The 24,083-nt window shown below is 62.6% G+C and carries 19 protein-coding genes and 4 pseudogenes; 9 read left to right on the forward strand and 14 right to left on the reverse strand.

All coding sequences use genetic code 11. From position 1 onward, the window contains the following. Nucleotides 1-32: 32 nt before the first annotated feature. Nucleotides 33-1,700 (reverse strand): hypothetical protein, encoded by a 1,668-nt coding sequence (locus tag ACQP2U_RS23270; protein ID WP_433709422.1) that lies wholly within the window; start codon nucleotides 1,698-1,700, stop codon nucleotides 33-35. Nucleotides 1,701-2,348: 648 nt separating this feature from the next. Between ACQP2U_RS23270 and ACQP2U_RS23275 the strand changes: the two genes are divergently transcribed. Beyond that, entirely contained in the window at nucleotides 2,349-2,627 is a 279-nt protein-coding gene (locus ACQP2U_RS23275; protein WP_433716562.1) for a transposase, read from the forward strand. Between the two features lie 892 nt (nucleotides 2,628-3,519). Here ACQP2U_RS23275 and ACQP2U_RS23280 read toward each other — a convergent pair. The 3 genes from ACQP2U_RS23280 to ACQP2U_RS23290 form a co-directional block, all read right to left on the reverse strand. Beyond that, a complete protein-coding gene (locus tag ACQP2U_RS23280; protein ID WP_433709423.1) occupies nucleotides 3,520-5,256 on the reverse strand; it encodes a hypothetical protein in 1,737 nt (578 codons plus the stop codon). A gap of 1,069 nt (nucleotides 5,257-6,325) precedes the next feature. Continuing rightward, nucleotides 6,326-6,508, reverse strand: coding sequence for a hypothetical protein (locus ACQP2U_RS23285; RefSeq protein WP_433709424.1), 183 nt, complete (start codon nucleotides 6,506-6,508; stop codon nucleotides 6,326-6,328). A 269-nt stretch (nucleotides 6,509-6,777) separates the two neighbouring features. Continuing rightward, nucleotides 6,778-7,614, reverse strand: coding sequence for a hypothetical protein (locus ACQP2U_RS23290; RefSeq protein ID WP_433709425.1), 837 nt, complete (start codon nucleotides 7,612-7,614; stop codon nucleotides 6,778-6,780). An 88-nt stretch (nucleotides 7,615-7,702) separates the two neighbouring features. Here ACQP2U_RS23290 and ACQP2U_RS23295 point away from each other — a divergent pair, with 88 nt between their 5' ends. From ACQP2U_RS23295 to ACQP2U_RS23305, 3 genes are all read left to right on the forward strand, one after another. Next, nucleotides 7,703-8,713, forward strand: coding sequence for an NAD-dependent epimerase/dehydratase family protein (locus ACQP2U_RS23295; RefSeq protein ID WP_433709426.1), 1,011 nt, complete (start codon nucleotides 7,703-7,705; stop codon nucleotides 8,711-8,713). A gap of 292 nt (nucleotides 8,714-9,005) precedes the next feature. After that, entirely contained in the window at nucleotides 9,006-9,500 is a 495-nt protein-coding gene (locus tag ACQP2U_RS23300) for a hypothetical protein (protein WP_433709427.1), read from the forward strand. Nucleotides 9,501-9,589: 89 nt separating this feature from the next. Next, complete coding sequence (locus ACQP2U_RS23305; RefSeq protein WP_433709428.1) at nucleotides 9,590-9,727, forward strand: hypothetical protein; 138 nt, start codon at nucleotides 9,590-9,592, stop codon at nucleotides 9,725-9,727. A 360-nt stretch (nucleotides 9,728-10,087) separates the two neighbouring features. Here ACQP2U_RS23305 and ACQP2U_RS23310 read toward each other — a convergent pair whose 3' ends face one another. Together ACQP2U_RS23310 and ACQP2U_RS23315 are read right to left on the reverse strand one after the other, a co-directional pair. Next, a complete protein-coding gene (locus ACQP2U_RS23310; RefSeq protein WP_433709429.1) occupies nucleotides 10,088-10,282 on the reverse strand; it encodes a hypothetical protein in 195 nt (64 codons plus the stop codon). Between the two features lie 759 nt (nucleotides 10,283-11,041). Further along, the gene (locus tag ACQP2U_RS23315; protein WP_433709430.1) at nucleotides 11,042-11,587 is read right to left on the reverse strand and encodes a TetR/AcrR family transcriptional regulator; all 546 of its coding nucleotides are present in this window, start codon (nucleotides 11,585-11,587) and stop codon (nucleotides 11,042-11,044) included. Between the two features lie 91 nt (nucleotides 11,588-11,678). Between ACQP2U_RS23315 and ACQP2U_RS23320 the strand changes: the two genes are divergently transcribed. Then, nucleotides 11,679-12,176, forward strand: a complete 498-nt coding sequence (locus tag ACQP2U_RS23320) for a nuclear transport factor 2 family protein (RefSeq protein WP_433709431.1) — start codon at nucleotides 11,679-11,681, stop codon at nucleotides 12,174-12,176. Between the two features lie 52 nt (nucleotides 12,177-12,228). Here ACQP2U_RS23320 and ACQP2U_RS23325 read toward each other — a convergent pair whose 3' ends face one another. Both ACQP2U_RS23325 and ACQP2U_RS23330 read right to left on the reverse strand, forming a co-directional pair. Beyond that, nucleotides 12,229-12,609: an integrase core domain-containing protein gene (locus tag ACQP2U_RS23325; protein ID WP_433709432.1), complete on the reverse strand. Its 381-nt coding sequence runs from the start codon at nucleotides 12,607-12,609 to the stop codon at nucleotides 12,229-12,231. A 595-nt stretch (nucleotides 12,610-13,204) separates the two neighbouring features. After that, nucleotides 13,205-13,321, reverse strand: a pseudogene (locus ACQP2U_RS23330) (IS630 family transposase); the annotation flags it as partial. A 158-nt stretch (nucleotides 13,322-13,479) separates the two neighbouring features. On the opposite strand from ACQP2U_RS23330, the pseudogene ACQP2U_RS23335 reads away from it, so the two are divergent. Further along, nucleotides 13,480-14,469 (forward strand): annotated as a pseudogene (locus ACQP2U_RS23335) (IS110 family transposase). A gap of 301 nt (nucleotides 14,470-14,770) precedes the next feature. Here the strand turns inward: ACQP2U_RS23335 and ACQP2U_RS23340 are convergent. Both ACQP2U_RS23340 and ACQP2U_RS23345 read right to left on the reverse strand, forming a co-directional pair. Beyond that, nucleotides 14,771-15,238, reverse strand: coding sequence for a hypothetical protein (locus tag ACQP2U_RS23340; protein WP_433709433.1), 468 nt, complete (start codon nucleotides 15,236-15,238; stop codon nucleotides 14,771-14,773). A 103-nt stretch (nucleotides 15,239-15,341) separates the two neighbouring features. Further along, nucleotides 15,342-15,725, reverse strand: a pseudogene (locus ACQP2U_RS23345) (preprotein translocase subunit SecY); the annotation flags it as partial. A gap of 12 nt (nucleotides 15,726-15,737) precedes the next feature. Between ACQP2U_RS23345 and ACQP2U_RS23350 the strand changes: the two are divergent. The 3 genes and pseudogenes from ACQP2U_RS23350 to ACQP2U_RS23360 form a co-directional block, all read left to right on the forward strand. Next, a complete protein-coding gene (locus tag ACQP2U_RS23350) occupies nucleotides 15,738-16,229 on the forward strand; it encodes a LuxR C-terminal-related transcriptional regulator (protein WP_433709434.1) in 492 nt (163 codons plus the stop codon). Nucleotides 16,230-16,377: 148 nt separating this feature from the next. Then, nucleotides 16,378-16,587 (forward strand): hypothetical protein, encoded by a 210-nt coding sequence (locus ACQP2U_RS23355; RefSeq protein WP_433709435.1) that lies wholly within the window; start codon nucleotides 16,378-16,380, stop codon nucleotides 16,585-16,587. A 1,220-nt stretch (nucleotides 16,588-17,807) separates the two neighbouring features. Next, nucleotides 17,808-18,477: pseudogene (locus ACQP2U_RS23360) on the forward strand (IS256 family transposase); the annotation flags it as partial. Here the strand turns inward: ACQP2U_RS23360 and ACQP2U_RS23365 are convergent. From ACQP2U_RS23365 to ACQP2U_RS23380, 4 genes are all read right to left on the reverse strand, one after another. Then, nucleotides 18,377-18,703, reverse strand: coding sequence for a helix-turn-helix domain-containing protein (locus ACQP2U_RS23365; RefSeq protein WP_433709436.1), 327 nt, complete (start codon nucleotides 18,701-18,703; stop codon nucleotides 18,377-18,379). The pseudogene ACQP2U_RS23360 and the gene ACQP2U_RS23365 sit on opposite strands and share 101 nt — an antisense overlap. Nucleotides 18,704-20,239: 1,536 nt before the next feature. Continuing rightward, nucleotides 20,240-20,788, reverse strand: a complete 549-nt coding sequence (locus ACQP2U_RS23370; protein ID WP_433709437.1) for a hypothetical protein — start codon at nucleotides 20,786-20,788, stop codon at nucleotides 20,240-20,242. A 399-nt stretch (nucleotides 20,789-21,187) separates the two neighbouring features. Then, nucleotides 21,188-21,598 carry a hypothetical protein gene (locus ACQP2U_RS23375; RefSeq protein WP_433709438.1) on the reverse strand — a complete coding sequence of 137 codons (411 nt, stop codon included), beginning with the start codon at nucleotides 21,596-21,598 and terminating at the stop codon, nucleotides 21,188-21,190. Between the two features lie 112 nt (nucleotides 21,599-21,710). After that, on the reverse strand, nucleotides 21,711-24,077 hold the full coding sequence (locus ACQP2U_RS23380; RefSeq protein ID WP_433709439.1) for a hypothetical protein: 2,367 nt from the start codon (nucleotides 24,075-24,077) through the stop codon (nucleotides 21,711-21,713). Nucleotides 24,078-24,083 lie beyond the last annotated feature (6 nt).

A 24,083-nucleotide genomic window follows, 5' to 3' on the forward strand; every position in this document is an offset into this window, starting at 1 on the left:
TCCGTACTCCAGATTGCTTCCGCCCCAGCCGATCACTGCTCCCGCACCCCCCTCGCCGCCGACACCTGCGCCGCGTCGGTCAGCAGGCCGCACAGCGTCTTCGCCGGTTCGGTGGCTTTCTCCCCGTTGAGCATTACGTCGGTGAAAGCATCCGCAAGCGCCGCACCGGCGTCGAACCGCCCCTTGTCGAAGCTCGCACCGCTCAACTGATCACGCCAGCGCTTGTAGCCAGCCACCACGCGAGCGAGACCGACACTGCGGTAGCCGCCGTTGCCGCGCAAATACTCCCCGATCAAAACCCGCTGCGCCCGACTCCGCGCCCGCCCGGCACCGGCAAGGTCGAACGCGCGACCGAATTCCCGAGCCGTCGCCGCATACACGGTTCGCGTATCCGCCTGCGCGACAGCGGAACCCGGCCGACGCCAGCTCCGCAGGATCTCCTCGAGCCGCCCAGGATCGGCCGCCAACTCACCATCGAGGGTTACCGACCACGAGTACACCGAGGCATCCGCATCAGCAGCCCGGGAACGGCTGACACACACGACTCCGCGCTCGGCGACAGCGCCGATCGCGATGCAGCCGACATCGATCACTCGATGCTTCGTCAGTACGTCATCGGTCGCCGCGAGGAACTCCCCCACCACGGCCGCATCGAGGCCGGGAGTCTCGAAACCGGACACTTCGACACCGTGCCGATCGGCCAACGCTTGTGCCAGTCGGGTGATCGCGTTTCCGGTCTCCGGTCGAACCGCCGGGCCCGCCACAACCGAGGGCCGTTCCCCTCGCCTCTGTGGTCGAGCGGTGGCCGGTTTCTTGTCCGGCGTGGGCTTTGCGGCGCGCGCACGGGCAGGCCCGGCGACAGGGGACGGCCGACCAGCTGGGGTTCCATTACCCGCCCAAGGCGTGAGCGCAGGTTTTCGATCCCCGCGTGCACTCACTGCGGGTGCTTGCGTCCCGGCCCGGCCCGGCTGGACAAAAGGGCGAGGTAGCGGGTCGCGCCCAGGCTGTCCCGCCGCCAGCACTTCGGGGCGAACAGGTCGATCAGGATTCGGGAGACCCGGCGCGGAGCCGCGAGCATGTTCCGCCGCTGGCCCCGAGACTCCCTCGGCACCGCCGATACCGCCGCGGGCCCCTGCGGCGACGTCCGGAGCATGCGATTGCGGGCGCATGGCAGTACCAACGGACGGATCGCTGCCTGACGGTCGCACATGCTCATCACCACGCATACTCTCGTGGAGCTGCGGTTGGGTTCGCGCACCGACAGCTCGCGTCGACGGCGGGGAACCCGAATCCGGAGTGGTCAGTGAAGGTGATCCGGCGGCGGATTTCTGATCGGCCCTGGACACGACACGATCGTCGGATAAACGCGGGACATGGTCGGTGGCCACGGTAGTGTCCGCAACGGACTCGGCCGCGACCTGATCTGCGGCGTCGAGAGCGCCAGCCGCCTCCCGCACCTGCCTGCCGAAACCACCCAACGCCTGTGCCATATCGCGTAGGGAAGCAATCGCCTGCTGCGCGTCCGGCTGATAGGACTTTTCGAACGCCGCACCGGCCTCATCGTCACCCCACCACCGCCCCTCCGCGGACAAGGCATCGTCCAAGCGTTGCATTACCTGCTGGACATCATTGCCGATCTCCTCGAACGCAGCCCCCCGGGACCGCAGCAATTGCAGATCGACCCACATCGATCGACTCACATCACACTTCCAAATTGTGCACGGACAGATAAATAAATAAATAAGGACAGATGGGTAGCTCTAAATCATCGGTAGCGCTTAGGTAGTTAGCGCGGCAACCAAGCATCGGATTGCCGTATTGCTGGTGGATACGTGATGATCACATGTCTGCTTGCAATCTCGACCGCATCGGCCGCTGCACATCCACGCCGCCCGCCTCCGCCGGAACCAAGGTGACGCCTCGGGTGGTCGAGGGTGAACGACCCAGGTTATCGAAAAGATCGACTACATTTCATTCTGCTTGAACCGTGTCTCGTCTGTTTCCCGCGTGTCGGAATCAGCTGTGCTGCATGATGTTCGACCGTGGCCGATGAACTGTCGAAACGCGTTGCGCCGGACGAGTTGTGGGCTCTGGCTGAGCCGTTTCTGCTGAGGTTCTTCCCCGCGACCGCAGGGGGGACCAGTACCGCAATGGTCGATGAACCGGCGATCTTCACCGCGGTGGTTTTCGTGCTGACCAGCGGCTGCGCGTGGCGGATACTGCTGCCGTCGTTCAGGGTCACCGCCCCAACTGCGCATCGCCCGGTTCAGCGTGTGGACCGAAGCCGACCCCTGGCGGGGTTTACACCGCGCCGTACTCGATGAGCTGGGGAGCCAAGGCTTGATCAACTGGTCGCGTATGGTGATCGACGCGGCGTCAGGGCGAGCGAAAACGGGGGATTTATGACCGGGCCGAGCCCGGTCGACCGCAGAAGGTCGGGCTCGAAGATCCATGTGCTCTCCGATCGTGGAGGAATCCCTATGGCCGTGGGTATTTCGGCCGCGAACACTAACGATGTCGAGGCATTGAGACCGTTCGTCAAGGCTGTGCCCGCAGCACGGTCGCGACGTGATCCGCTCCGGCGCAGCTACTTGCCTGAAAGGCATACACACTGCCCAGTTCATTAAACCTCCTTGTAATACGGTGTATCTTCAAGCCTCTCTCGACCGCCTGCTGGTCGAACTGGCTAGGACGGCACAGGAATCGCAGCAACAATTGATTGTGTACAAGAGCTGATTGTTGCGCATCCGTATGCGATAGGTAGTTCCTGTATCGAGCACCGCGGTCACCGCGACCACCTCCGAGCAATGATCAAAACCTGTGGATGACCGGGAAGGAGTACCTTCCCGGATGATCTGAAAGTCTCCGAACATGCCGGGAATTCACAGCTCAGATGAGCCAGCAGTTCGAAATTCGTGTTGGATACAGTCATGCCATGCTATTGACAATAGTCGCCAGAGGAGAACGCGATGCCCCCCCAGTTATGGTGACTGGACCGAGATCGCATATCCGCCGAGAACGAACGTACTGACGACGAGAACAGCTGACAGTGCTGCCGTGATGTATGTGAGGGCTCGAAACTCGAGTGACGCAAGCACACTGATGAAAGCGCAGAGCAACGATCCACCGACAAGCCACGGCAGCGCCGCCTTTATCGCGTGGTTAACGGCCTCACAGTGTCCAGTCCTAGACCCGAACTCGCCGAAGTAACGCACGCAATCGCTGCCGAAGTTCTCGGTCCATAACCCCACAATCGGCCACCACACCAGGGCGCAGATGCTCGCGACCACGGCTGCCACCACCGGCAGCTTCGCTGGCTTCCGGTCCATGATTATTCCCACCTTCATATCGGCGCAGTTGTACCACAATTACGTCCCGTGCCGTGATGGTTCCCCCACCGTCCGGGGACTTTCGGTCAACCCAGTCCGCAGATCGGCGACTCCGTTGGTTATCTTTTACCTAATCCGTCGGATAACTGGACTGCCCCACAGGGAGCCGACTGCCCCTATACATTTCTGATCAGGGGAAGTATTTCTGAACCATTTGAGCTATTACTTGCTCTGCAAGTTTCGCCTTTGCCGGATCAAGTATCGCGGTGATCGGCTTGTTCGTGCTCAGGTCACCGCGTGCGGGATAGGCCTCGATCTTGATATGCAGGTTCCCCGCACGTCCGATGTCGTCGTAGGGCGAGTAGTAGACATCGTAGGAGGACTTCTTGGCGTCCCAGAACGTCACCGCCGGCTTGCCGCCGATCTGGGTGACCTGTCGATCGCTATAGGTGCCACCACCCTTGCCGTAGTTATCGGGCCGGTTCGCCCCGTCGATGTCCGCCATCACTACAAAGGTGTGCGTGGGTTCGACAAACAGACAGTGCGCGGCCCAAGTGACCGGCGCGAGGGCATCGCCATAGGCGGCCTTGACGGCGTCATGAAAGGCCTCGCATTGGGTTCCCTGGTTGTTCCGTGATGCGTTCGCCGCCGCCTCGAACGACTTCGGCACGGTCACACCACCTCGATAGGGTGCGCAACCCGCGTTCGACCCGGCATTGGTGAAATCCACACAGGCCCCAACCGAGCCGGTATCGTTCTCATCGGGACGATACAGCAGCGGTCGTTGTGGTTTTGAGATGTTGTCGTTCGGATGCTGTCCGGCCAAGTGGATGGCCTGAGTGGCGAACTGCTGGGCCGAATTGCAGTCCTTGGCCCTCACGGTAAAGACCAGTGAACTGAACCAGACGTTCGTGACGCCCGTCTCACCTTGGTTCCAGCTGACGTCGCAAGTCGACCTGCCCTGATTGATCGTGGCGTCCTTGCCGCCGATCTGGGTGGCCTTTTCACTGCGTCCTGGCGCCGACTTGTCGTACTTGGTCTCGAGGCTGAGGCCGGTCTCAATGGCGGCCTTCGGATCCTTGCTCAGTGCCCGGCAGCCGCTCAGCGGATCCGCAGCACCGTTCGGTACGAACCGGTAACTGTCTGCGCCCTGTCCGACCAATTTGGTCATGAACGCACATCCGTCCCAGGCTGAGAAAGGCTGTCGCGCTGCGTCGACGGCGTGTGCATCCGGATCGGACAACTTTGTGACCACCCCGGCCGCGTAAGCCTCGGCGGGGACGCACGCGTCGTAGTTCGGATCCTTGATCAAGTCCGAATCCACATTCAGCGCGATGGCGAATGTAAAGCTGATCGGCAGGCGCACAGTGCAGTTTCGGTTCGAGGTGCCGCTGTCCTGGCGCATCTCGTAGGCTTTCATGTCGCCGACGATGATGGGTTTCTCGTTGTAGCGCAGGCCGAAGTCGTCGTAGGTTCCCACCGACAAGCGCAACCTTGCCGGAGATGAAGGCTGCCACTGCCCATCCGTGGCCATCATGCAAGAGTGCGGTCCCGAAGGAATCAGCGTTGCGTCGGGCAGCCCCCGCGACTTCGCGATGTTCAGGTCGAGTAGGGCACAAGCGTCGAGCTGACGAAGCGCAGCCATCACGGCCTGCGTATCCCGGTCCGGCGGTCCGGTCTCGACCGAAGCCTGCCCCTGATCGGCAGAGGTAGTCCCGTTTTTGTTCGCATGCGTTACGAGCAGCACACCTGCGACGCCGAATACCATTAATACAACCAGCCCGAGGCTGATCCATGGCCACTTCGGCTTCTTCGGCGACCTTGGCATCGGGTATCGGGGAGGCTGGTAGCCGTGGGGTACCTGGGCCGGATACGTCCTCGGCGGCACCTGCGGATACTGTCCACCGTGCGGATGCGGATAACTCATCGGTCTCGTTCCTTCAGGTATGGCGCCTAACGTGCCTATTTCCTGCTCCATCGGGCTGCCGTTGAGGCAGCCGCACTTGGGCAAATTGTCTGCAGTGAGCGGGCGACGCGGAACTGGTCGAGCCATCCAGGATTAAGTACTTTGCATAATTGAAAGGGAATCTGCTCGAAGCTGCTTTCACGTCGCGACCGCGCTCCCCGCGTTGATGACGAACACGACTTCCCTTCTGGGGGCTCGAAGTATGCGCATTGCGACACCGCCGCAGGTGTATGACGAGGGGCCCGGCCCCTACGGGCACACGGCTGGCCTGTGGAGTCGCTGGCGTTTTTCTGTGCGCGGCGACGCAACGGAGTGAGCGCGAACGCACCTCGCCAGGTGGTTGCTGGACCGACCAACACTGCAACGAGGCAGTTAGCGCGGGACCTGTGCTGCCGTCAGCGCCGCCCTCATCGACACACAGCTGTGCCGGCGCCCACTCCCTCCTTGCGCCGGGAGCCTGGTGCACGCTGGCCTTCGCCACGCACAAGAGCTCGCGACAGAGACCGCACGGTACATCGAACCCCAATACCCAACACGCCCCAGGACGCTGATGCACTACGCCTCCACTTTCCGATTTCTTCACCACCCGGCACAGCTTCGCGACCAGACAGCCAGAAGCCCGCTGGCGCCCTGCCCGGTTCGGCTGTCGGACCACAGCGATGGCCTCCGATCTCGACGTCCACTCGATCGGGGGGCGCACATCGGCCGCCTTACCAGTGGGCGCCGGTTGGTCCCGATCACGATTGTCGAATGCGTGGCTCCGCACATCAGTAGGCGATAGGTAGCCGCGCGAACGGTCGGTGTAACCGCTACGGTTTCACCGCGCGACCGGGCATCGCCCTGTCGGCCCTGGCGGGCACGGTGGCACTCACCAACGGGGCATTGACTCCCCCGTGTACAACGACCACGTCGCTACGAGCGGGAACTAGCGCACCTCGCTACAGATATGGCAAGTGCGCGCGGGTCTGTCCAGGTAAACGTTGTATTTACAGTCCCGTGCGCGCCACGGCCGGACACCGTGAGTTGGATATCAAACTCGGGAGGGTTGACCGTCGGAAAGGTCGGGCAGGCTGTCGGCGAAGCTCTCGATCAGCGAGATACCACTGGCGCGCCGATGACCGTGCACGAAGCCGTCGAGACCCATGCCGAACGTCAGCTCGTCATCGACGACACCGTCGGGAACTCGTGGAAGATGCGCTGCTGAATGCCACATCGAACCGATCTGAGGTCGCGAATTCGACCAGCTGCCGTTTGAGTTCACCACAGCGCCCCAACAGTGGATCCGCCGTTACGGCCTCCGTCTTCAGGTAGGGGAATTCGTCGGTGTCGGCAGTCGGCTCCAACCTCACGCTGACACGCGGCCTATATAGTCTGTGTCTCAATAGTGGCTTGAGGGTGTTGTAGGCCGCTGTGTTGTTGCGGCTGAATGGTGAGGTCTCGTTGAGTTGAGTCATTCAGCGGTCCGGCCAACCCGGGACGCTCCTAATCTTCGCCGTGCGCCTCGGCGAACACCGACAGCGCGGCGTCTGGCTGGTAGGCGGCCACGATCCGAGTGGCCGGTTGCGCGAGGGCCTGGATGGCGTGTTCGCGGCAGGCCGCGATGGTCCGGTGGCCGTAGTCGGAGCGCCATAATTCCACGATTGGTTCCGAGGAGCAGTTGTCGGTCTCGCAGGCGAGGCCTTCACGGTTCACCAGGAACGAATGGCTGTTCATAGCCGCATAGGCGTCGGCAGTCAACGCGGCGAGCAGCCCGTTCGCGTACGCGGCGGTGGGCTCGGTGGGTCTGGGAGTGCCCACCGCTACCGCATGCGCGTCGACCAGCGCCATGTCGAATACGTCGATTCGCTGGGCTGGTGATGTCTGCTCGATTTCGTCGAGCCGTTCACGCAGGACGGTCAGTCGCGGCGATTCCAGGTCGGCTGTGGTGAGCACGGCACGGACACAGTCTGCGAACTGGTCCCCGCGCCGGTTCCACCAGGTGAGCTTGCGCTGTCGTTCGTCACTGAGCCCGGCCAGACCTGGCCACTTGCGCCGGGCGCCTTGCCTGGTCATCCCGGCCGCGTCACCGATCGCGGGATAGTCGGCGCCGCGTTGTGCCGCGGACAGCGCGGCGGAGGCAGCCAGCTGTTCCGTGCTTTCCCGAATCGCCAGCAACGAGGTTAGCGCGGCCAGCCACATCTGACGCATGTCCGCGTCCGGCAGGTTCGAGCAAGGCCCGTCATCCGGTTCGAGTTCCAGCGTTTCTCGCACCACCGTCCACGCCAGCTGCTCGATGGCGGTGGTTACAGCGGCGCGTTGCGCGTCGGACAGGTTTCGCACAGCGACTCCTTGACAACATTTGTTTACGACAACATGATAGTGCATGCGACAACATCTGTTGTCAACGGTAATTGGCTAAGGCGGGAACATGAGAATATTGGTCATTGGCGGCACGTCGTTTGTCGGCCGCACGATCGTGGGCGCTGCCCTCGGCCGGGGACACCACGTCACGACCTTCAACCGGGGGCTGACCGGCAAGGACATCGACGGTGTCGAGGCCCTTCGCGGCGACCGGTCCACCGACGAGGGCGTCGCGCCGCTTGCCGGGCGTGGCTTCGACGCGGTCATCGACCCGGGCGGCCTGATACCGGCGCACGTGCTGCGCACCGCGCGGGCCGTGGCCGCGTCGGCCCCCTTCTATGCGTTCGTCTCGACGACAGGCGTCTACCAGACCTGGAACACCGTTCCGGTGGACGAGTCGACCGCGACCTGGCCGGGCGTGGCGGACCAGGACGGTGACCCGGCCGACTTCGAGAAATTGCGCGTCCACAAACGCGGCTGCGAACTGGCGGTCGAGCAAGCCTATGGACTCGACGCTTCGCTGATCGCGCGCGCAGGGTCGATCGTGGGGCCGCACGATAACCTGGGCCAGTTGCCGTGGTGGCTCACCAGGATCGCCGCGGGCGGCCCCGTGCTCGCGCCCGGCGATCCAACCCGCAGCCTGCAATTGATTGACGTGCGTGACGTCTCCACATTCGTGCTAGACCAGGTCGAGGCGCAAGCCAGCGGCATTTACAACGTCGTCCCGGACGAACCAAACACCACGATGGGCCAGCTCATCGACAACTGCGTGCAGGCAACCGGTTCGGACGCCACGCCCATCTGGACAGACGAAGGTTTCCTGTTCTCCCACGGCGTACAGCCATGGGCCGAGCTCCCACTGTGGATCCCGGCCCTGCCCGACACCGCCGGTTTCTGGGCCGTGTCCGGCGCTGCTGCAAGGGCGGCGGGCCTGCGCACCCGCCCATTCGGCGACTCCGTCCGCGACACCTGGGACTGGTTGCAGTCAGGCGGCGAGGTCCGGACCGCGCCCGGCACCCCGCCATTCGGCCTCGCCAAAGAGAAAGAGCAGCAGGTCCTGGCCGCGTGGGATTCCTGAACACTCACCCGACACTCGTACCTCTACCTCCTGCCGGTATGGGTGTGTCGGGTAAGGCAACGAAACGAGGCTGTCATGTATCCGGGTTAGCGACGAAGCAACACCCAACACCAGAGATCGCGTGCCCGCCGTGTCAGTGACAAGGCGAGCCGACCTGACCGACGCCCAGTGGGCACGGCTCGAGCCACTGCTGCCTCGTGGCAAGAAGACAGGACGCCCGCCGAAGTAGAGCAACCGGCAGCTTATTGACGGGGTCCGGTGGCGTACGAGGGTCGGGTCGCCATGGCGGGACGTGCCCGACTGCTATGGACATTGGAAAACGGTGTACGGGCTGTTCCGGCGATGGCAACGTGCGGGCGTGTGGGCAGTTATCCTGAAGATGCTGCAAACATTCGCCGGTGCCATCGTGTGGGAGGTGAGCGCGGACTCCGCCATCGCGCGAGTCCACCGCCACGCTGCCGGGGCCCGCCACGACGGTCACCGTCAACTCGAGCCACCCGGCGGAGTGGACGACGAACCTATCGATCACGCGCTGGGCCGCTCTCGGGGCGGCTGGACCACCAAGATTCATCTGGCCTGCGAACAGGGACGCAAGACCTTGTCGATCGCGCTCAGCGCCGGTCAGCGCGGCGACAGCCCACAGTTCACTGCAGTGCTCGATGGTATCGCGGTGCCCCGCCTCGGCAAGGGCAGGCCTGTACCCGTCCGGACACGGTCCTGGCCGACAAGACATACAGCTCCCGCGCCAATCGCGCTGTCCTGCGCAGGTGGGGGATCAAGGCCATGATCCCGATCAAGGCCGACTAGGCCATCAACCGGAAGAAGAAAGGCGCCAACGGCGGACGGTCACCGGCCTTCGACACCGAGGACGACAAAATGCGCCACAGCGTGGAGTGTGGGATCGGCCAGCTCAAGGAACACCGCGCCGCCGCAACCAGATTCGACAAACTCGTCGTCCGCTACCTAGCCACCGTCCACATCGCCGCCATCAACCAATGGCTCCGCCACGGATAAGAACGAGCAAGCCACGCCCGCCTCAACCCACTATTGAGACACAGGCCAGCCCTTCCGAGCCGGGTCGGGCAGGGCTGCGGAGGAAAGCGGTTGGTGACACGGATATTTCGCCTTCAGCCACCGAACCATGGAGTCCCGAGTGGTAGTGATTAGGTGGTGCGGCCGTGTTCGATATGGAGCAGCACAAGTGCCGCGGCGACGAATGGCGCCGATCCGGTAGGGGCACAGGCTGATGCGCCGCAGAGCCTTGAATGTGGTCTTCCGCAGCGAGACGTTGATGTTTTCCCGGCCACCACGCATCCACCGGCTTGCCGTTCTTGCGCGTGGTGGGGCCGGGCTCCCGGACACGGTCGGTGTGGATCAGGTGCCGTTCACCGAAACATGCTCGTGCCCAGCGATTTTCGCGGCCGACAGCGCGGTGTGCAGGCTCGGTGCCTGCGCGGCAAGCACGTCGATGGCTTCGTGAAGGAAACTGTGGGCGGTCTTGCCGATACCGTTGTCGCAGGCCAGCTGCGCGATGCGGGTGCCGTCAACGAACCATCGCAGCGCCAACACCGCCTGATCGAGGCAGGTCAGCTTCCGCCAGCGGGTACCCCGCCCATGGTGTTCGGTGCCGAGCAGTCACGGCCACAGGCGGCCTCGGAAATCGGCAACACGGCCGTGCGTATCACACCCAGGATGCGCAGAACCTCTATGCAGTTGATCTTCGGTAGGATCACCTTCCTACCCGGAAGTTTCGCTTTCTCGTTGCATCCCAACAGCTTTCGGCATGTCACCGGGTCAGGACGCCAACGGATCCACTACCCGGAATGGCTCAGTTACACGCTTGAGAGCCGAGACGATGATCGCTACGCGACCAGCCCACCGCGCGACATGAAATCACCCACACACCCACTCCACTCACCGATTCAACAGACTCAGTGCTGGATTGGCTGAACTGTTCCTCAACCCGCGCTCGCCCAGGCGGGCAAGGGTCCACGCGCCGACAACCGCTCCTGCGGGATCCCACGCCGCTCACTTCGGCAGCGGCCCCGGTATGCGCCACCACGATTCCATCCGGTCGCGGCCGTGGTTTCCACATCGCCACCGGCCTCGGATCTCGTTCCCCGTGTTATCCAGGTTTTGATGTCGTCTTCGCAGGGTTTGACCGAGGTATGGACGCCGCGACGGATGAGCTTGTCGGTTGGCTTGCGTCAACCTTTTGGCGGGATCTGGACGATCACAAGGTTAACGCCATGGACGGTGAGACCACCCACGACCAGTCGGTAATGCCGAATTGAGCTGGCGTGAAGACGAGTTGATCCCGGCGAGCGGTTAGGTGGACTGCATTCCGGCGAGCACGATGTCGATGGCACGGCTCAGCGTCACGGCGTCGGTCGGTTGAGTAGCGGAGGCGTGCGCCAAGGCTCGGATGAGGAGATAGATCTCATCGACAGTGACCGCCGTCTGGACAGCACCGGCGTCGCGGGCCCGGCTGAGCACGACGCCGACCACTGCGCGTAGTTCACGTGAGGCCACAAGCACCGATTCCGGGATTTCACCGTCGGAGGCCAACAGCGACGCCAGGGTCAGTTTGGTCGCACCCGTCTCAATCATCTCGGTGACCAGAGCCCGCAGCGCCACGACCGGGTCGCCGACCTCGGCCAATTCGTTTGCACGGCGGCGCAAATGGGCGAAGTGTGCCAGTACGGTCGCTTCGAGCAGAGCCGACTTCGTCGGGAAATGCCGGAACACCGTCGCGATCCCCACCCCCGCGCGTCGGGCGATCTCCTCGGTCGATCCGGCCTCGCCACGTTCGCCGAAGACCGACTCCGCGGCAGCGAGGATTCGCTGCCGGTTGCGCTGCGCGTCGTTCCGCACCAGAAACGCCTCTCGAAGATCTCGCACCCTTGTTTCCGGAGTCTACACTCCGGTACTCTAGGAGGAGTCAAGACTTCGTTTAGGAGATGTCGTGCCCGACCCCCATGCGTCACCCGCCGACCTCATTCGCGCCGTCACCCTCGGCGTGGGCCGACTCGTCACGGGAGGAATGAACGAGCCGCAACAAGCAGCACTGCTGGATGAACTCGCTGGCTACTACGCCGAATACACCGATGTGCGCCACCCATTCGCTCCGTTGGGCGACACTCCGCTACGGACAAGGCAGGAACTGCGGAACCATTTCGCCGACGCGGTAATACAGAGCCGCTCTGCCGGTGAGATCGAATTCGCGCCTTCCGATATGACCGTCCACCAGACCGCCGACCCCGAAGTGGTGATCGTCGAATTCAGCTACCGCGGATCGGCATCGGGCCAGAGGTTCGAACTGCCGTGTATCTACGTGGTCCGTGCACGTGGCGGTGAAATCATCGAGTCCCGTGACTACGGCCATCACGTCGAGAGCACGCGCGTTTTCGGTGGCCTCGGTAACCTGGCCGCCGCCCTCGCCAACCGGGCCACCCGCGCCTGAGCTGATCGCACAAAATGCACGCTATGCCGCTTATGGAGCGGTTCTCCGCCGATCACTGCTGGGTGTAAGCCGTGCTGGGTGTTCGATCGCCGAGGACCTCGTACGGCCTGATCGTGTTGTAGATGATGCGAAACCGATGGACCTCCATATCCAGGTCGTCGCCGTCGGTGATCACGCCGCGGAACAGGTGCTCGTACTTCACGGTCCCGAAAAACCTTTCGATCACACCGTTCGCCTGGGGTGATCGCACCCGTATGCGGACATGTCGCAGCAGCGGGTCCGGCCCGTCGAACGCGGTCTTGAGCACCTCGCCCCAGAAGCACGAACCGTTGTCCGACACCACCGTGATCGGCGCGCGCGCCTTGCCGAATACCTCTTCGGCTGGCCCAAGAACCTCGGCCAGCCCCGATCGGTTCGCAGATCGTCCAGGCACAGGAATCGCTCGGCTTCGGTGACCGCGAGCCTGAGGCACGCCAGAGCGTCGGCGACGCGAGCGGTCGGCGTCGCGGTAACCGCCAGGGGGTATTTCGTCGCGTAGTCGATCATCGCGCAGATCCGCCAGATCCCACCACCGGTCGTTTCGACTCACTGTAGTCCGTCTGCCATACCTGATTGCGATGCGTCGGCGGATCGCGGAACACCTTGCGCCACAACATCACCCACGACTTGCGGTCCGCTCAATACCCGCGCAGCAACAGCAGCCCACGTCGCCACAGTGCCCGCTCCACCGTCGACGTGCAGACCTCCGGTGTTCCCTGCGCTCCGCCAAGGCCGCTGGGCACCTCTACCAACGCCTTCGTCCCCGCCTCGAGGAACGTTTGCTTCCACTTGGGCCACCGACACCGCGCTCACCCCACGCCGCCGAGCAGCCTCGGCGGCGCTCATCTCGAGCACCGACAGCACCACCCGCACCTTGTCCTCGACAGGAACCTTCAACCGCCGTGACCTGGCCACAGACCGGCTTCTTCCTGACTCGATGTGCGCGGAGCGTAAACCGAGCAACCCTGCCAGAAAGTTTTGACGCGCTAGACGGTGAGGAGGCCGAACCAGCGTTCGACCTGATTCATCCAGCTCGACCGGGTCGGGGTGAAGTGGATGTGGAACCGGGGATGCCTACCCAGCGACGCCTTGACCCGGTGGTGTTGGGGGTGGCCTAGACGGTATCAAAGCCCACTGAGATTCGGAGCCGGAGGCCTCGATTCTGCAAAACCGCGTGGGTTGCCGGGGTGAAACTCACTTCGGTAGAGCCACATTTGCAGGTCAGGAGGGCCTCTGGTGAGTATCGAGCCTCACGAGTGTCGGGCTGGATGGGCACGCGTTATCGGTGGTGGCGTGTGCCATCGACAACGAAACCGGACAGCTGACGCGACAGCGGATGTCCCCGGATCCGGGACAGATCCTGGTGTGGTTGGCCGGGCTGGCGGGGCTGGTCCGAGTGGTTTACAAGGCCGAGCCGACGGGCTTCGGTCTGTACCGGGCTTCGACCGAGGCCGGGATCGCCACCATCGTGGCCGCACCGTCGAAACTCCGAACGCCCCGCCGGGGATCGGATCAAAACCGATGCTCGTGACGCCCTGCATCTGGCGCGGCTACTGCGGCTGGGCGAGATCGTGGCGGTGACGGTGCCGACCGTGGCCCAGGAAGCGGCTCGTGATCTGGTCCGCGCCCGCGAGGACGCGCGCGGTGATCTGATGCGGGCCCGGCACCGACTGTCGAAACGGCTTCTGCGGCAAGGGATTGTGCGTTCCGGTGGGTCCGCGTGGACCGGGATGCATGATCTGTGGCTGCGCGGGCAGCGCTTCGACCAAGCCGCGGTGCAGACCGCGTCCGACACCGACTACGAGGCGATGACGCTGACCAAGGCCCGCCGCGACGGTCTCGATGCCGCTATCACCGCGATGGCCGCCGACAGCGACTACACCCCGCTGGTGCGCCGGTTGAGGTGTCTGCGCGGGATCTCGACCCTGACCGGGTTCGCCCTCGCGGTGGAGATCGGGAACTGGGATCGGTTCACCGGCAACACAAGACCGGCAACACCCACCCCCGGCGTCTACTGGTCGAGGCCGCCTGGCACCACCGCCGCTCCTACCGCAACCCGACTGCCACCATGGGCGCACGATGGGCGTTGGCCCCGGCTGCGGCCCGCGTGCGCGGCCATGCCGGCAACCACCGACTGCACCACTGGTGGGAGCAGTTCACCGCCCACCACAAACGCCCCGTGATCGCAGGCGTTGCCGTCGTCCGTGAACTCGCTCGCTGGTGCTGGTCACTGGCCATCCTCGATGACGGCTGACGCCGTCCCCGAGACCGCGGCCAGACGAGTCAACCCTCGAGTCGGCGTGCGGGACGATCCGCGACACAACTATGGGCAGCAACGCTTTTCGCGTCACGATGCCCGACGCTAGACCAGCGGCACCGTCCCCCTCGAACAGCCGTCCTGCGGTAACCAACCCGCGCATATCAGTCTGACCACGCCATCGCCAACCACGACACGACCCGAGACAAACCCCGCCCGACCGCACACGAAACCGGTCCCGGCAACCGACGTTACCGGGACCGCTTTCACCTGCCACTTGACAGAACAGTCCTACATGTCAGTTGTCGCACACCAGATGCACGTCGAACTCGCGCTGCACGGCTCTGTCGATGGTGATCAGGAACCGGAATTCGAGGGCGCGGTGGCGGCGGTGCAGTTCATCGATGACGGTGCGGTCTGCGATGTCGAACGCGGCGAACACGCTGGTGATACCGTGACGCCGGTAGTCGTGGCCGCGGCGTTCGGGAGTGCTTGGCACCATCGGCAGCACCGGTTGCGAGCGGTCCAGGGCCTGGATCTGACTCTTCGTCGATGCAGAGCACGATCGCATTCTCGGGCGGTTGTGGCACAGGCCAACGACATCCACCACCTTCTCCACGAACAACTGGTCAGTGGACAGTTTGGAACGAATCCTGCAGGTACTGTTTAGATCGAACTTGCGCCAGATCCGGCCGATGGTCGACTTCGACAGCCCGCTACGCGCGGCCATCGACGCCCGCGACCAATGAGTGCCCTTGCCCCGCAACGTTTCCAGTGTCGCGACGACCACGTCCTCGACCTGGTCGAGCAGGATCGACGGCGGCCGGCCCCGGACGCTGCTCGTCGGCCAAGCCATCGAGCCGGGCCGTGATAGAGCCGCCGAACTTCTTCATCTCGTCCGCGCGCTCCGCCGGGTCGAAGGTGATCGCGACATAGAAGTACGCGAAGAACAGGATCAGCACAAAGTAGACCGTGACATAAACCGGATTGCCCGGGGTGACCAGATACTTCTCGATCAAATCCTGCCACTTGCCCGAACTCTGCGGGACCAATCGCGCGAGCAGGGTCGGCATGTACAGCAGCGAGGACCCGAAGATGACCGGAATGACGCCGGCCTGGTTGACCTTCAGCGGCAGATACGCCGACGAATTGCCGTACATCTTGCGACCGACCACGCGCTTGGCATACTGCACCGGAATTCGTCGCTGGCCCTGCTCGACGAAGATCACTCCCACGAGCATCAGGAATATCGCGTCGACCTCGACATGCCCGGTCTCAACGACATGGCCACCATCGAGACGGTCGCGCAACTCCGTAGCAGGACCCGGATCCTCACCCTTGCCACCTCTGACACCGATGAAAATCCCTACCGCGCATTACATCTCGGCACAAGCGGGTTTCTCACCAAGGCGCTGCCGTCCGAGGATCTGATCTCCGCCATCCGGATTACGGCACGCGGCGATATCCTAATCGATCCACGCCTGACGCGCCGCCTGATCGTGCGGCTGACCGACGGAATCGAACTATTCCCCGCCGCACCAGAAGTCGAGACACTCACCGCCCGTCAATACGAGGTCCTGCTCCTGATCGCAAAGGCACACACGAATCCCGAGATCGCCCGCGCCCTCGGCGTGGGAGAGCAGACGGTCAAGACACACGTCTCCAACATGCTTGCCAAACTCGGTGTTCGCGATCGCGTGCACGCCGTCGTCCACGCCCATACCCGTCGTCTGGTTCCCGCTCCTGACACCCGCTGAGTCCCCTGGGCCGAACACGATCCGACTGTGGCCGAGGGTCGCCGGGCCCCCAGCGCGCCGGTGACGACCACGCGTCGTCGGGCCGCCGAACAGTACGTGGTGATGCGGCCGGCCTTGGATTCGAGCTAACTACCCAAGCAGCCAGCTGATGTCGTTCATCGACTATTGCGAGGCCCGTCACGCAGAGAGCGCCACCACCGATCTGGCGTTGAGGGGGCCGACCAGGACACCGCCCGGCAGCGGCCATGCCGCGCATCTGGCCCGCCGGTTGATGGTGGTGCGGATCTTCGCCCGGCACCTGAAAACGCTCGACCCCGCGACCGAGATCCCATCTGAAGATGCCCTGCCGCAACACTAGTGCCGGATCGCGCCTTTTTCTGTATTCGTCGGCCGAGGTTTCGACGCTGCTCGAGAGGCGGCGGGGGCAAAACCACAGCGGCCGATCGGCGGAACCGCCACTCGGTCAACGGGACGGTACAGCTTCATGTCCCGCGTCGGTAGTCAAGATCAAAGCGCCCAGTTCGCGCTACGCGGAAAAACCGTGAGAGCCGAACGCCTCTGGTAACGAGACCGGCTACACCATTGGTGAACCCGTACGACGCGCCCTGCTTGGCATACCCATACACACGCGTAGATCATTGTTCCACAGCGCATTTTCCCCTTCACGACCATAACGCCGCCGCCGCGTTCTGACGCTGCGCCATCGACAAGCTACGGGCCAACGGGGACCGTGCGACGATGACCGCCGGCGTAACGGCGAGTGCGCCCAGGGCGCACCGTGCGAGACCGGTTCAGATGGTAGAAGGCGGCTTTGGAATGCACGACCCCTACTGCGTTGCTGTCGCCGAGTAGACGTGCGAATCGGTCGACCATCGCGTTGATCGAGGCCTGGGTAGGGCAGCAGATCGAACACGCGCGGCTGGCCGCCGGTATCCTGGCGGATCTGTTCGACCTGATTACGGCCCATAGCAGAGGGTGTTTCGGTCTTGCCGGACCCTGTTGGCGTGCGCAGCAACAGATGCCCTTGGACAGTGGAAGCGCTGAACTGATGCTTACGGATCAGTTTCCCGGCTGTCTCCATTCCGGCAATCAAGCCGGGCGCGAAAACGCTGTCGATGAGGCGGGCCCGGGAAACCCACCGGCGGCAACACCGGCAGGGCACTCCGGATCGCCCTCACTTCCTGTGATGATGGTATCTCGGACGGAGTGATTGACTGGTCGCGAGCTACGGTTGAATTCATGAAAGCCCGGCCTGTCCTTATTGCGACCCTTATCGGGACCATCATCGGCGCAATGCTATCGGGTCCGTTTGCCGTGTACTTCAGCTCCGGTCCTGCGCTGCCTTCCGTCATCATCGGTGGGGGAATTTTACTGGCTGGAGTCCTCATGTGCGCTGGCCTCTGCGCTGCGGTGGTGTGGGCCGTCAGTGCCGATCGTCGTAGCGGTGGTTACCGCTGTAGCGGCGAGAGGAGGTACGATCACCAGCCGCGCCGTCACTAGTGCTGCGTTCCTCACAGGCAAGGGCGCCAAGGAACGCGCGGTCCCGCTCGACGGTGACTTGGCCCGCGTGATCCAGGGCTCGGCGTGGATCTGGAGGATCGTAAACATGCCCTGGTCTGCAGGATCCAGGACGCCAAGTTCCTGGCGAAGGTCCTGACTGACCTGCGCAATTGTGGGGTGCGCGACATTCTGATCTGCTGCTGCGACGGGCTCACTGGCCTACCCGGCGCCATTCGCGGCGTATTTCCCGACACAGTGGTACAGACGTGTGTTGTCCACGTAATCCGCAACACCATGCGGTTCGTCGCCGACAGCGAACGCAAGAACGTCGCGAAGTCGATGCGTGAAATCTACACCGCGGCAACCCTGGACGGCGTGGAGCCCGCGTTGAAGGACTTCGACGGCAAGTACGGCGAGAAATATCCGGACGCGGTCGACGGATGGCAAACACGCGTGGCCCGAATTCACGCCATTCCTCGCCTATCCCGTCGAGCTGCGCAAGATCGTCTACACGACCAACCAGATCGAATCCATCAACTTCTAGCTGCGCAAAATCACCAAGAACCGCGGACACTTCCACATCGACGACGCCGCGATGAAACTCATCTACCTCGGGCTGCACAATATTTCCAGCGAGAGAGGAGGCTTCACCGGCACCGGCACCCGGGACTGGACCGTGGCGTTGAACACACTCGCGACGCTCTTCCTAGGACGAATTCCGTTGTGCTGGAATACATTAGGTAGATGATGTCATCTCTGACTAACACGGTTTCGTGACAGGCTCCGCCTGGGCGAGGCTCATCGCCCAGGCCATCCAACCGTCGAGCCACGAACCGGCTGCGCCATTTCCCCTCCGTCGGCAGCGACACACCCCACCTCCGCGACACCTCGCTGTTGGACAAGCTATCCGCGCACGCCAGCACAATCCGCAATCGCAGCGCCAAAGCCTGCGCGGCCTTGCCCGACGAGTCCACGCCCGCAACATGTCTCGCTCGACCTGCGTCAACTCCAGCAGCGCCAACTTCGGACCACGACCATCACTCCACTCATCAAATCTAACAACTAATCAACGACTCAGAACATTAGGTAATAATTGTTACCGGAAGCGAATCCGGGGGGTGGGGTCCATTTTGGGTGCTAGCGATACCAGAACCGAGAGCTGCGCCAGCGGTCCAAGACTTGGTCATACCGAGCGCCGCAGTTCTGCTACCCGCCCCCCTGGCACTCTCCAGTGTCGCGCCCTTGACCGCACGCTCGAGCGCTTTTTCTCCCGCTCTCGATACGAGACCTCTTACGCCACCCGCGACCGCACCACCCCCAAGCGCGCCGATGACACCATCTGTGAGAGCTGCCTCACCTACTTCATCCCAATTCCAGTCGTCTTGTAGCCCTGTTATTGCCCCCCCGACCAACCCGGAAAACAATGCAGCACCCGCTGCGGTCCCCACACCCGGAAAAATAAACGTACCCACCACACTGCCACCCGCGGCAGCTAACATCGTGGCGGCACCCCTCCCGATCTGACCCCAATCGAGGCCAAGCCAGCCGCTATGCGATTCGGGTGCAGGTATTTGTGGCGTTGTCATGTTCCAAATTCCTTCGATCCGATTTCAATTCGGGCACAAATTTCCGATGTTTGTCAGTTGGCATCGGGATGCTACGAATGCTTGTTTCGTTCGATGTCTTAATGCGGTCTGTTCGCCTGTCCCATGGGATGGTTCGCGATCAGCATGAATGATTTGGTGCCGCTTGCGCATCGGCGGTGTTTAGGTAACCGTTAGGTGGGGTCTCCCGGAGGACAACGCCACTCGCGCACTGGATCGAATCCGACTACTGGCGAACACCAGCGACACCGCTCAGCGACTTCGCCAGCGCACCAGGAAACCGTGAACTAAGCGAACTAGTGTGTTGGTCCTGAACCTTCGCCATATATTTAGCGAGAGAGTCGAGGATCTCCGCGGTCTTACGCCAGACGAACGTTTCGGGTCGGCGTGGCCTGTTCCCAATAAATGAGACCGCTTGATCCGGCCCCCGGAGAGTGTGCCGCTCTTACGAGAGTTGAGACTCTGGTTGGGTGGCGTGCCACAGCTGATCTGGCCCCTGCGGAAGAGGTCATCGTTGTGAGAGTGAGGCAAAGTGATCATCATGCCGGCCGGCCGCGCTGCTACCGGCAGGCCTACACAGTCGTGGTCGTTCGCGCTATATACGTGATGCGACGTTGAATATCCCATAGTCGAGCCATAAGCCACGGTCTCTGAGCACTGCCTGTCGTCGGTGGCGTCAACCTTGCGACCAGCCAGATCCTGCCAATAGGTTGACGTAACCCAAGTACTGCTTCCAGTCATCGCAATTTTGTTATGATCGAGCTTCCCTCGAAGCATTGCCGATGTATTCATATGGGTAGCTCCAGCAGTTACTGCGCCGGAGCTACCCATATATATCGGTGGTGCACACTTTTCCGCTCAACTGGCTCAATCAGGTGACTCGGGTGACACCATCACACCCAGGCGTTATGGTTTGAACCAGCCGATCGGGCCGTCGACATCGTAGCCAGCAGCCTGCATGTTCTTGACATTATCCGGACCATCGGCGAGCACCCGCCATTTACCGTGATTGCTGAATCGGAGCAGGTTTGTTTCACCAGTTTGCTTAGATCCATCTACGTAGCCGATTATGCCCTCATCCACGAAGCGCGGGTCACCGATCTCATTGGCCGAAACGGACAGCATGTACGACGGCCCGTTGTCCTTCACCCTCAACCGGTGGACAGCTGTTCTACCCGTCCCCTCGGTGGTATGCAGATAGCCGATATCGGCTGATTTGGTAAATTTGTTCTGGTTCACAGCATTCTCTGCTTCAGCGGCTTTGAGAGTATAGAACCAGCCCGCATCACCGGATGTACGAAATTCTTGAAGCGGAGCCAAATCATCCGCAATCGGCGTAGCAGGGTCCGCGCGCACGACGGCCGGCGTGGCAGTTAACAGCCCAGCCGACGATGCAATCATTGCAAGGGCCGCCGCGACCATGGTGATACCTGTTCTCAAACGCAATGCTTTCATCTACACCTTCCAGTCCATCGAAATCCAGCGCCAGCCAAATATGGCTGCCTGTTTGTCGCCGTGCGACCGGCGGCAGCCAGCATGCGCGAAGAGATGGATATTCGCATCGGTAGGTCGTACGTAACGCACCAGCGTCATAGACGTGTAGTCGTTCTGACCTGCAAGGTTAGGGCCGATGCTCTAGCTGGGCTTCCCGTAATCCAGAGGCTCTGATATGCGGTCCGATAGAGCAGGAAGGAGGCCGATGCCGGTGAACGTGACGATCGGCTGACCACGGACATGGTCGCCGTGAACCGACAGTTGCGGAAAGGTCGTTGAACTGAACGGGTGAACCCGGTGTGGTGTTCTGCGAGTGCGTATTTCGCCTCGGAGCAGCGAGGTACTTTTCGTCAGCGGCGGCTAACTCTCGAACTTGGAAGCGTGTTCGTGGGTGACGAACCGGGAGGAACGCGAGACGCGAGTAATCCGCGGAGGGCTAGTGGCGCTGGCGATTGTGTTGGCTACGACGGGCCGCAACGACGACCCGGCCGACAACGATTCGAGGGCAGGGAAATCGAACGTCGTGCACGATAACCCCGTGAACGGAGTATTCAGATCATCCGCAGCCGCCAGCGTGGTCGTGGAAGTGGACAGCATCGACCGAAGCCCATCGGCCAGGTCCACGACTTGGACTCCCCAGGGGTAATGGTCACCCGCGGCGTTGGTCAGGTGGGTGTGGAAGTCGAGCACCCGCCCGCGCTGGAACCGCAGTGAGGGCAGCGCGTCCGGCACGAACCAGCCTGCCTCACCAGCCCCGAACGATTCCGGCACCCACCGAAGCTTCCCGAGTTTGTGGCAGGCGACAACCGCCGTACGTCCAGCTCGCTCACGCACCGTCAACGAGGAAGGCAACCAAGAAGTTTCGGTTCACCAGCAAAGCCTACTAGGGATTGAAGGGATCGAGACCATCGTCCGGCGCCATGTGGTCCAGATTCGCGACTCGATTGCTCCACGTACGCAGGAGTATCCGATTCTCATCGGTGGGTGTGTCGTAGTACGCCCGTGCCGCCGCCTGAAGTTCTTGGGCCAGTTCGTCGCCGATGAACCAGCGAGTATCCCTACCAACGTTGTTCCACTGGTCGGGAGTGATCGCTGCCCTCAGGCGGGCTTCCGAATCCCAGTTGTCGCGAACGGTTTTCACGAACGGGTGGTTGATGGGGGCACCGAGCTCCGGTTGACCCACAGCCCCGGCGAAATTGTTCGCCGCTATCACGGCCTGCGCCGCGAACGCACGCTCTGCCTCGTCGCCCACGGTGTTTTCCACTGCCCTCGCGGCCGCGAGGGCCTTCTGCAAGGGCGTAAAACCGTACGGGCTCTTGTCCATGCTCGAATTCATACGGGCTGTGGCCCTGAGGCCATTCTGAATGGACAGATGGTCCCTCGCGCCTGCATCAACGAGGGTGCCGATCAGTATCGAGTTGGGAATTCTATTGTCGCCGAGGCCGTCGATCGCGGCGGCGAGGCCCAGTTCCGTATTTATGCCACCCACGGCGTTTGCGCGCATCACCGCCTTCAACCTGTGGTTCGTTCGGGCGCTATGTTGGTTGTTGTAATAATCCCGACGTTTCTGTGCGATATCGCGGTTTACCTTGTCTACGAGCTTCCTTCCGCGTGCCAACGGATCCAGCGGATTTTTTGTGCCCAATGCAGCCCAAGCCATAGCCGGCGAAGTGTTCATCGTGTTTAATGCTGCAAGCGTGGTGATCATCCCGCCAGAAGCGCTGCGGCTGACGCCCACGTTGCCCATCCCCAGGGCGCGTGCACCGCCTGAACCATTGCCAGCACCTGGGCCGCCGGAACCCTGTACCGCGAGAGCGAACCGGTTGGCAATAAAGTCGCCGCCGTTACTGAGACTGCGCCTCAGCTTCCTCAGCTGGGAGATGGCGGCGATCTCGACCGCGCCCGCGATGACGATGACCGTCATGCTCTGTCCGTGGGCCTGGGCGAACAGATTGCCCAGAAACAGCATGTATACACCGAGGAAGACCGTGTAAGTGGTCATCCTCGCAGCGGAGATGAAGCTGTCGACCAAGTCGCGGACCAAGCTCGTCTGAGTGGGTCCGTAGATGAGTCCGCCTGCGGCGAACCCGAACATCGACCTGACCCCGTGATACATCGTGTCGAGGGCGGCTTTGAAGACCATGCCCCCGAGAATCCCCCCGAACACCAACAGGATGCCGCCGCAGATCAATAGCATCAGCCCGGTACCGACCTGATCCATGCTGGGACTCTGCGCTGTCGCGTACGCCGCCGCGTCGCCACAGGTCTTCATGCCCTTCTGCACCGTGTCGTCGTCGCCGGACTGCACCCCGGCCGACCACGCCGCCCGGCAGGAGGGCCTCTCGTCGACTACGTGCCCGAAGTTCCACACCTGCACCGGACGTCGGGCGAAATTATCAGCCAGGTCCGATTGCATGGTTGCTACCAACCGGGTTGGGTTCGGGTTATTGTTGCCGTTCAAGCCGGCCGACACTGAGATTCCGAGATTGCGTCCCTGCGCCAGCAGTCCATCCGAGGACAGCACATCTGCCAGTGGGTCGGCCAGGAACACCGGACCAAGCATCGCCACCGCGAGCATTGTCACAACCTGCATCGTGGCCTTGGCGTGATAGCCGCGGACGACGAACCAGGCGACGAAGAACGCGCCGATCGACGCCGCGGTCACCAAAACGAGCGGTGTCGCGATCTGACCGGTCAGCGCATCGGCGACACCCCGCAACGCCGACGCGAATATGTTCAGCCACTCAAAGCTCAACGCGTACCCGATCCACCAGATCGCCGTCGTCACGATGATCTTGTAACCGATGAACTCGAGACCGATCACGGCCCAGAGAATCGTATGTTTTGGGGCGAGCGGCCCGCCGCTGTCGGTGGCGAACAAATAGTCCGACACCTTTACCCCAGACGAGTCCTTGACATCCATCCAACTCAGTGCGCTATTGGCCGACGCTCCCGGAGTCGCGGTGCTGGTCTGCGCGGTCGCGAACGCACCCAGAACACCGGGAAACACGAACAGAGCGAAGGTGATCAGCAAAAACCAAGCCGTCCTGCGCAACCACAGTGACCTACTGAGCCGGACCCGACATCGACGCAGAAGAATCCGCCCAACCGGCATCCCCGCCAGGCTCGTGCCGTCCCGCCAGATTTCAGACGCATCGGTGACTGTGCACCGGCGCCGACGCAGCAACTTACGATTGCCGCGGGCGTTATCAGTGGCGCGCTGTCCGCCACCAAAATCAAAAATACTCAACGTAAA

Source organism: Nocardia sp. CA-084685 (genome assembly GCF_050955785.1).
Lineage (GTDB): Bacteria > Actinomycetota > Actinomycetes > Mycobacteriales > Mycobacteriaceae > Nocardia.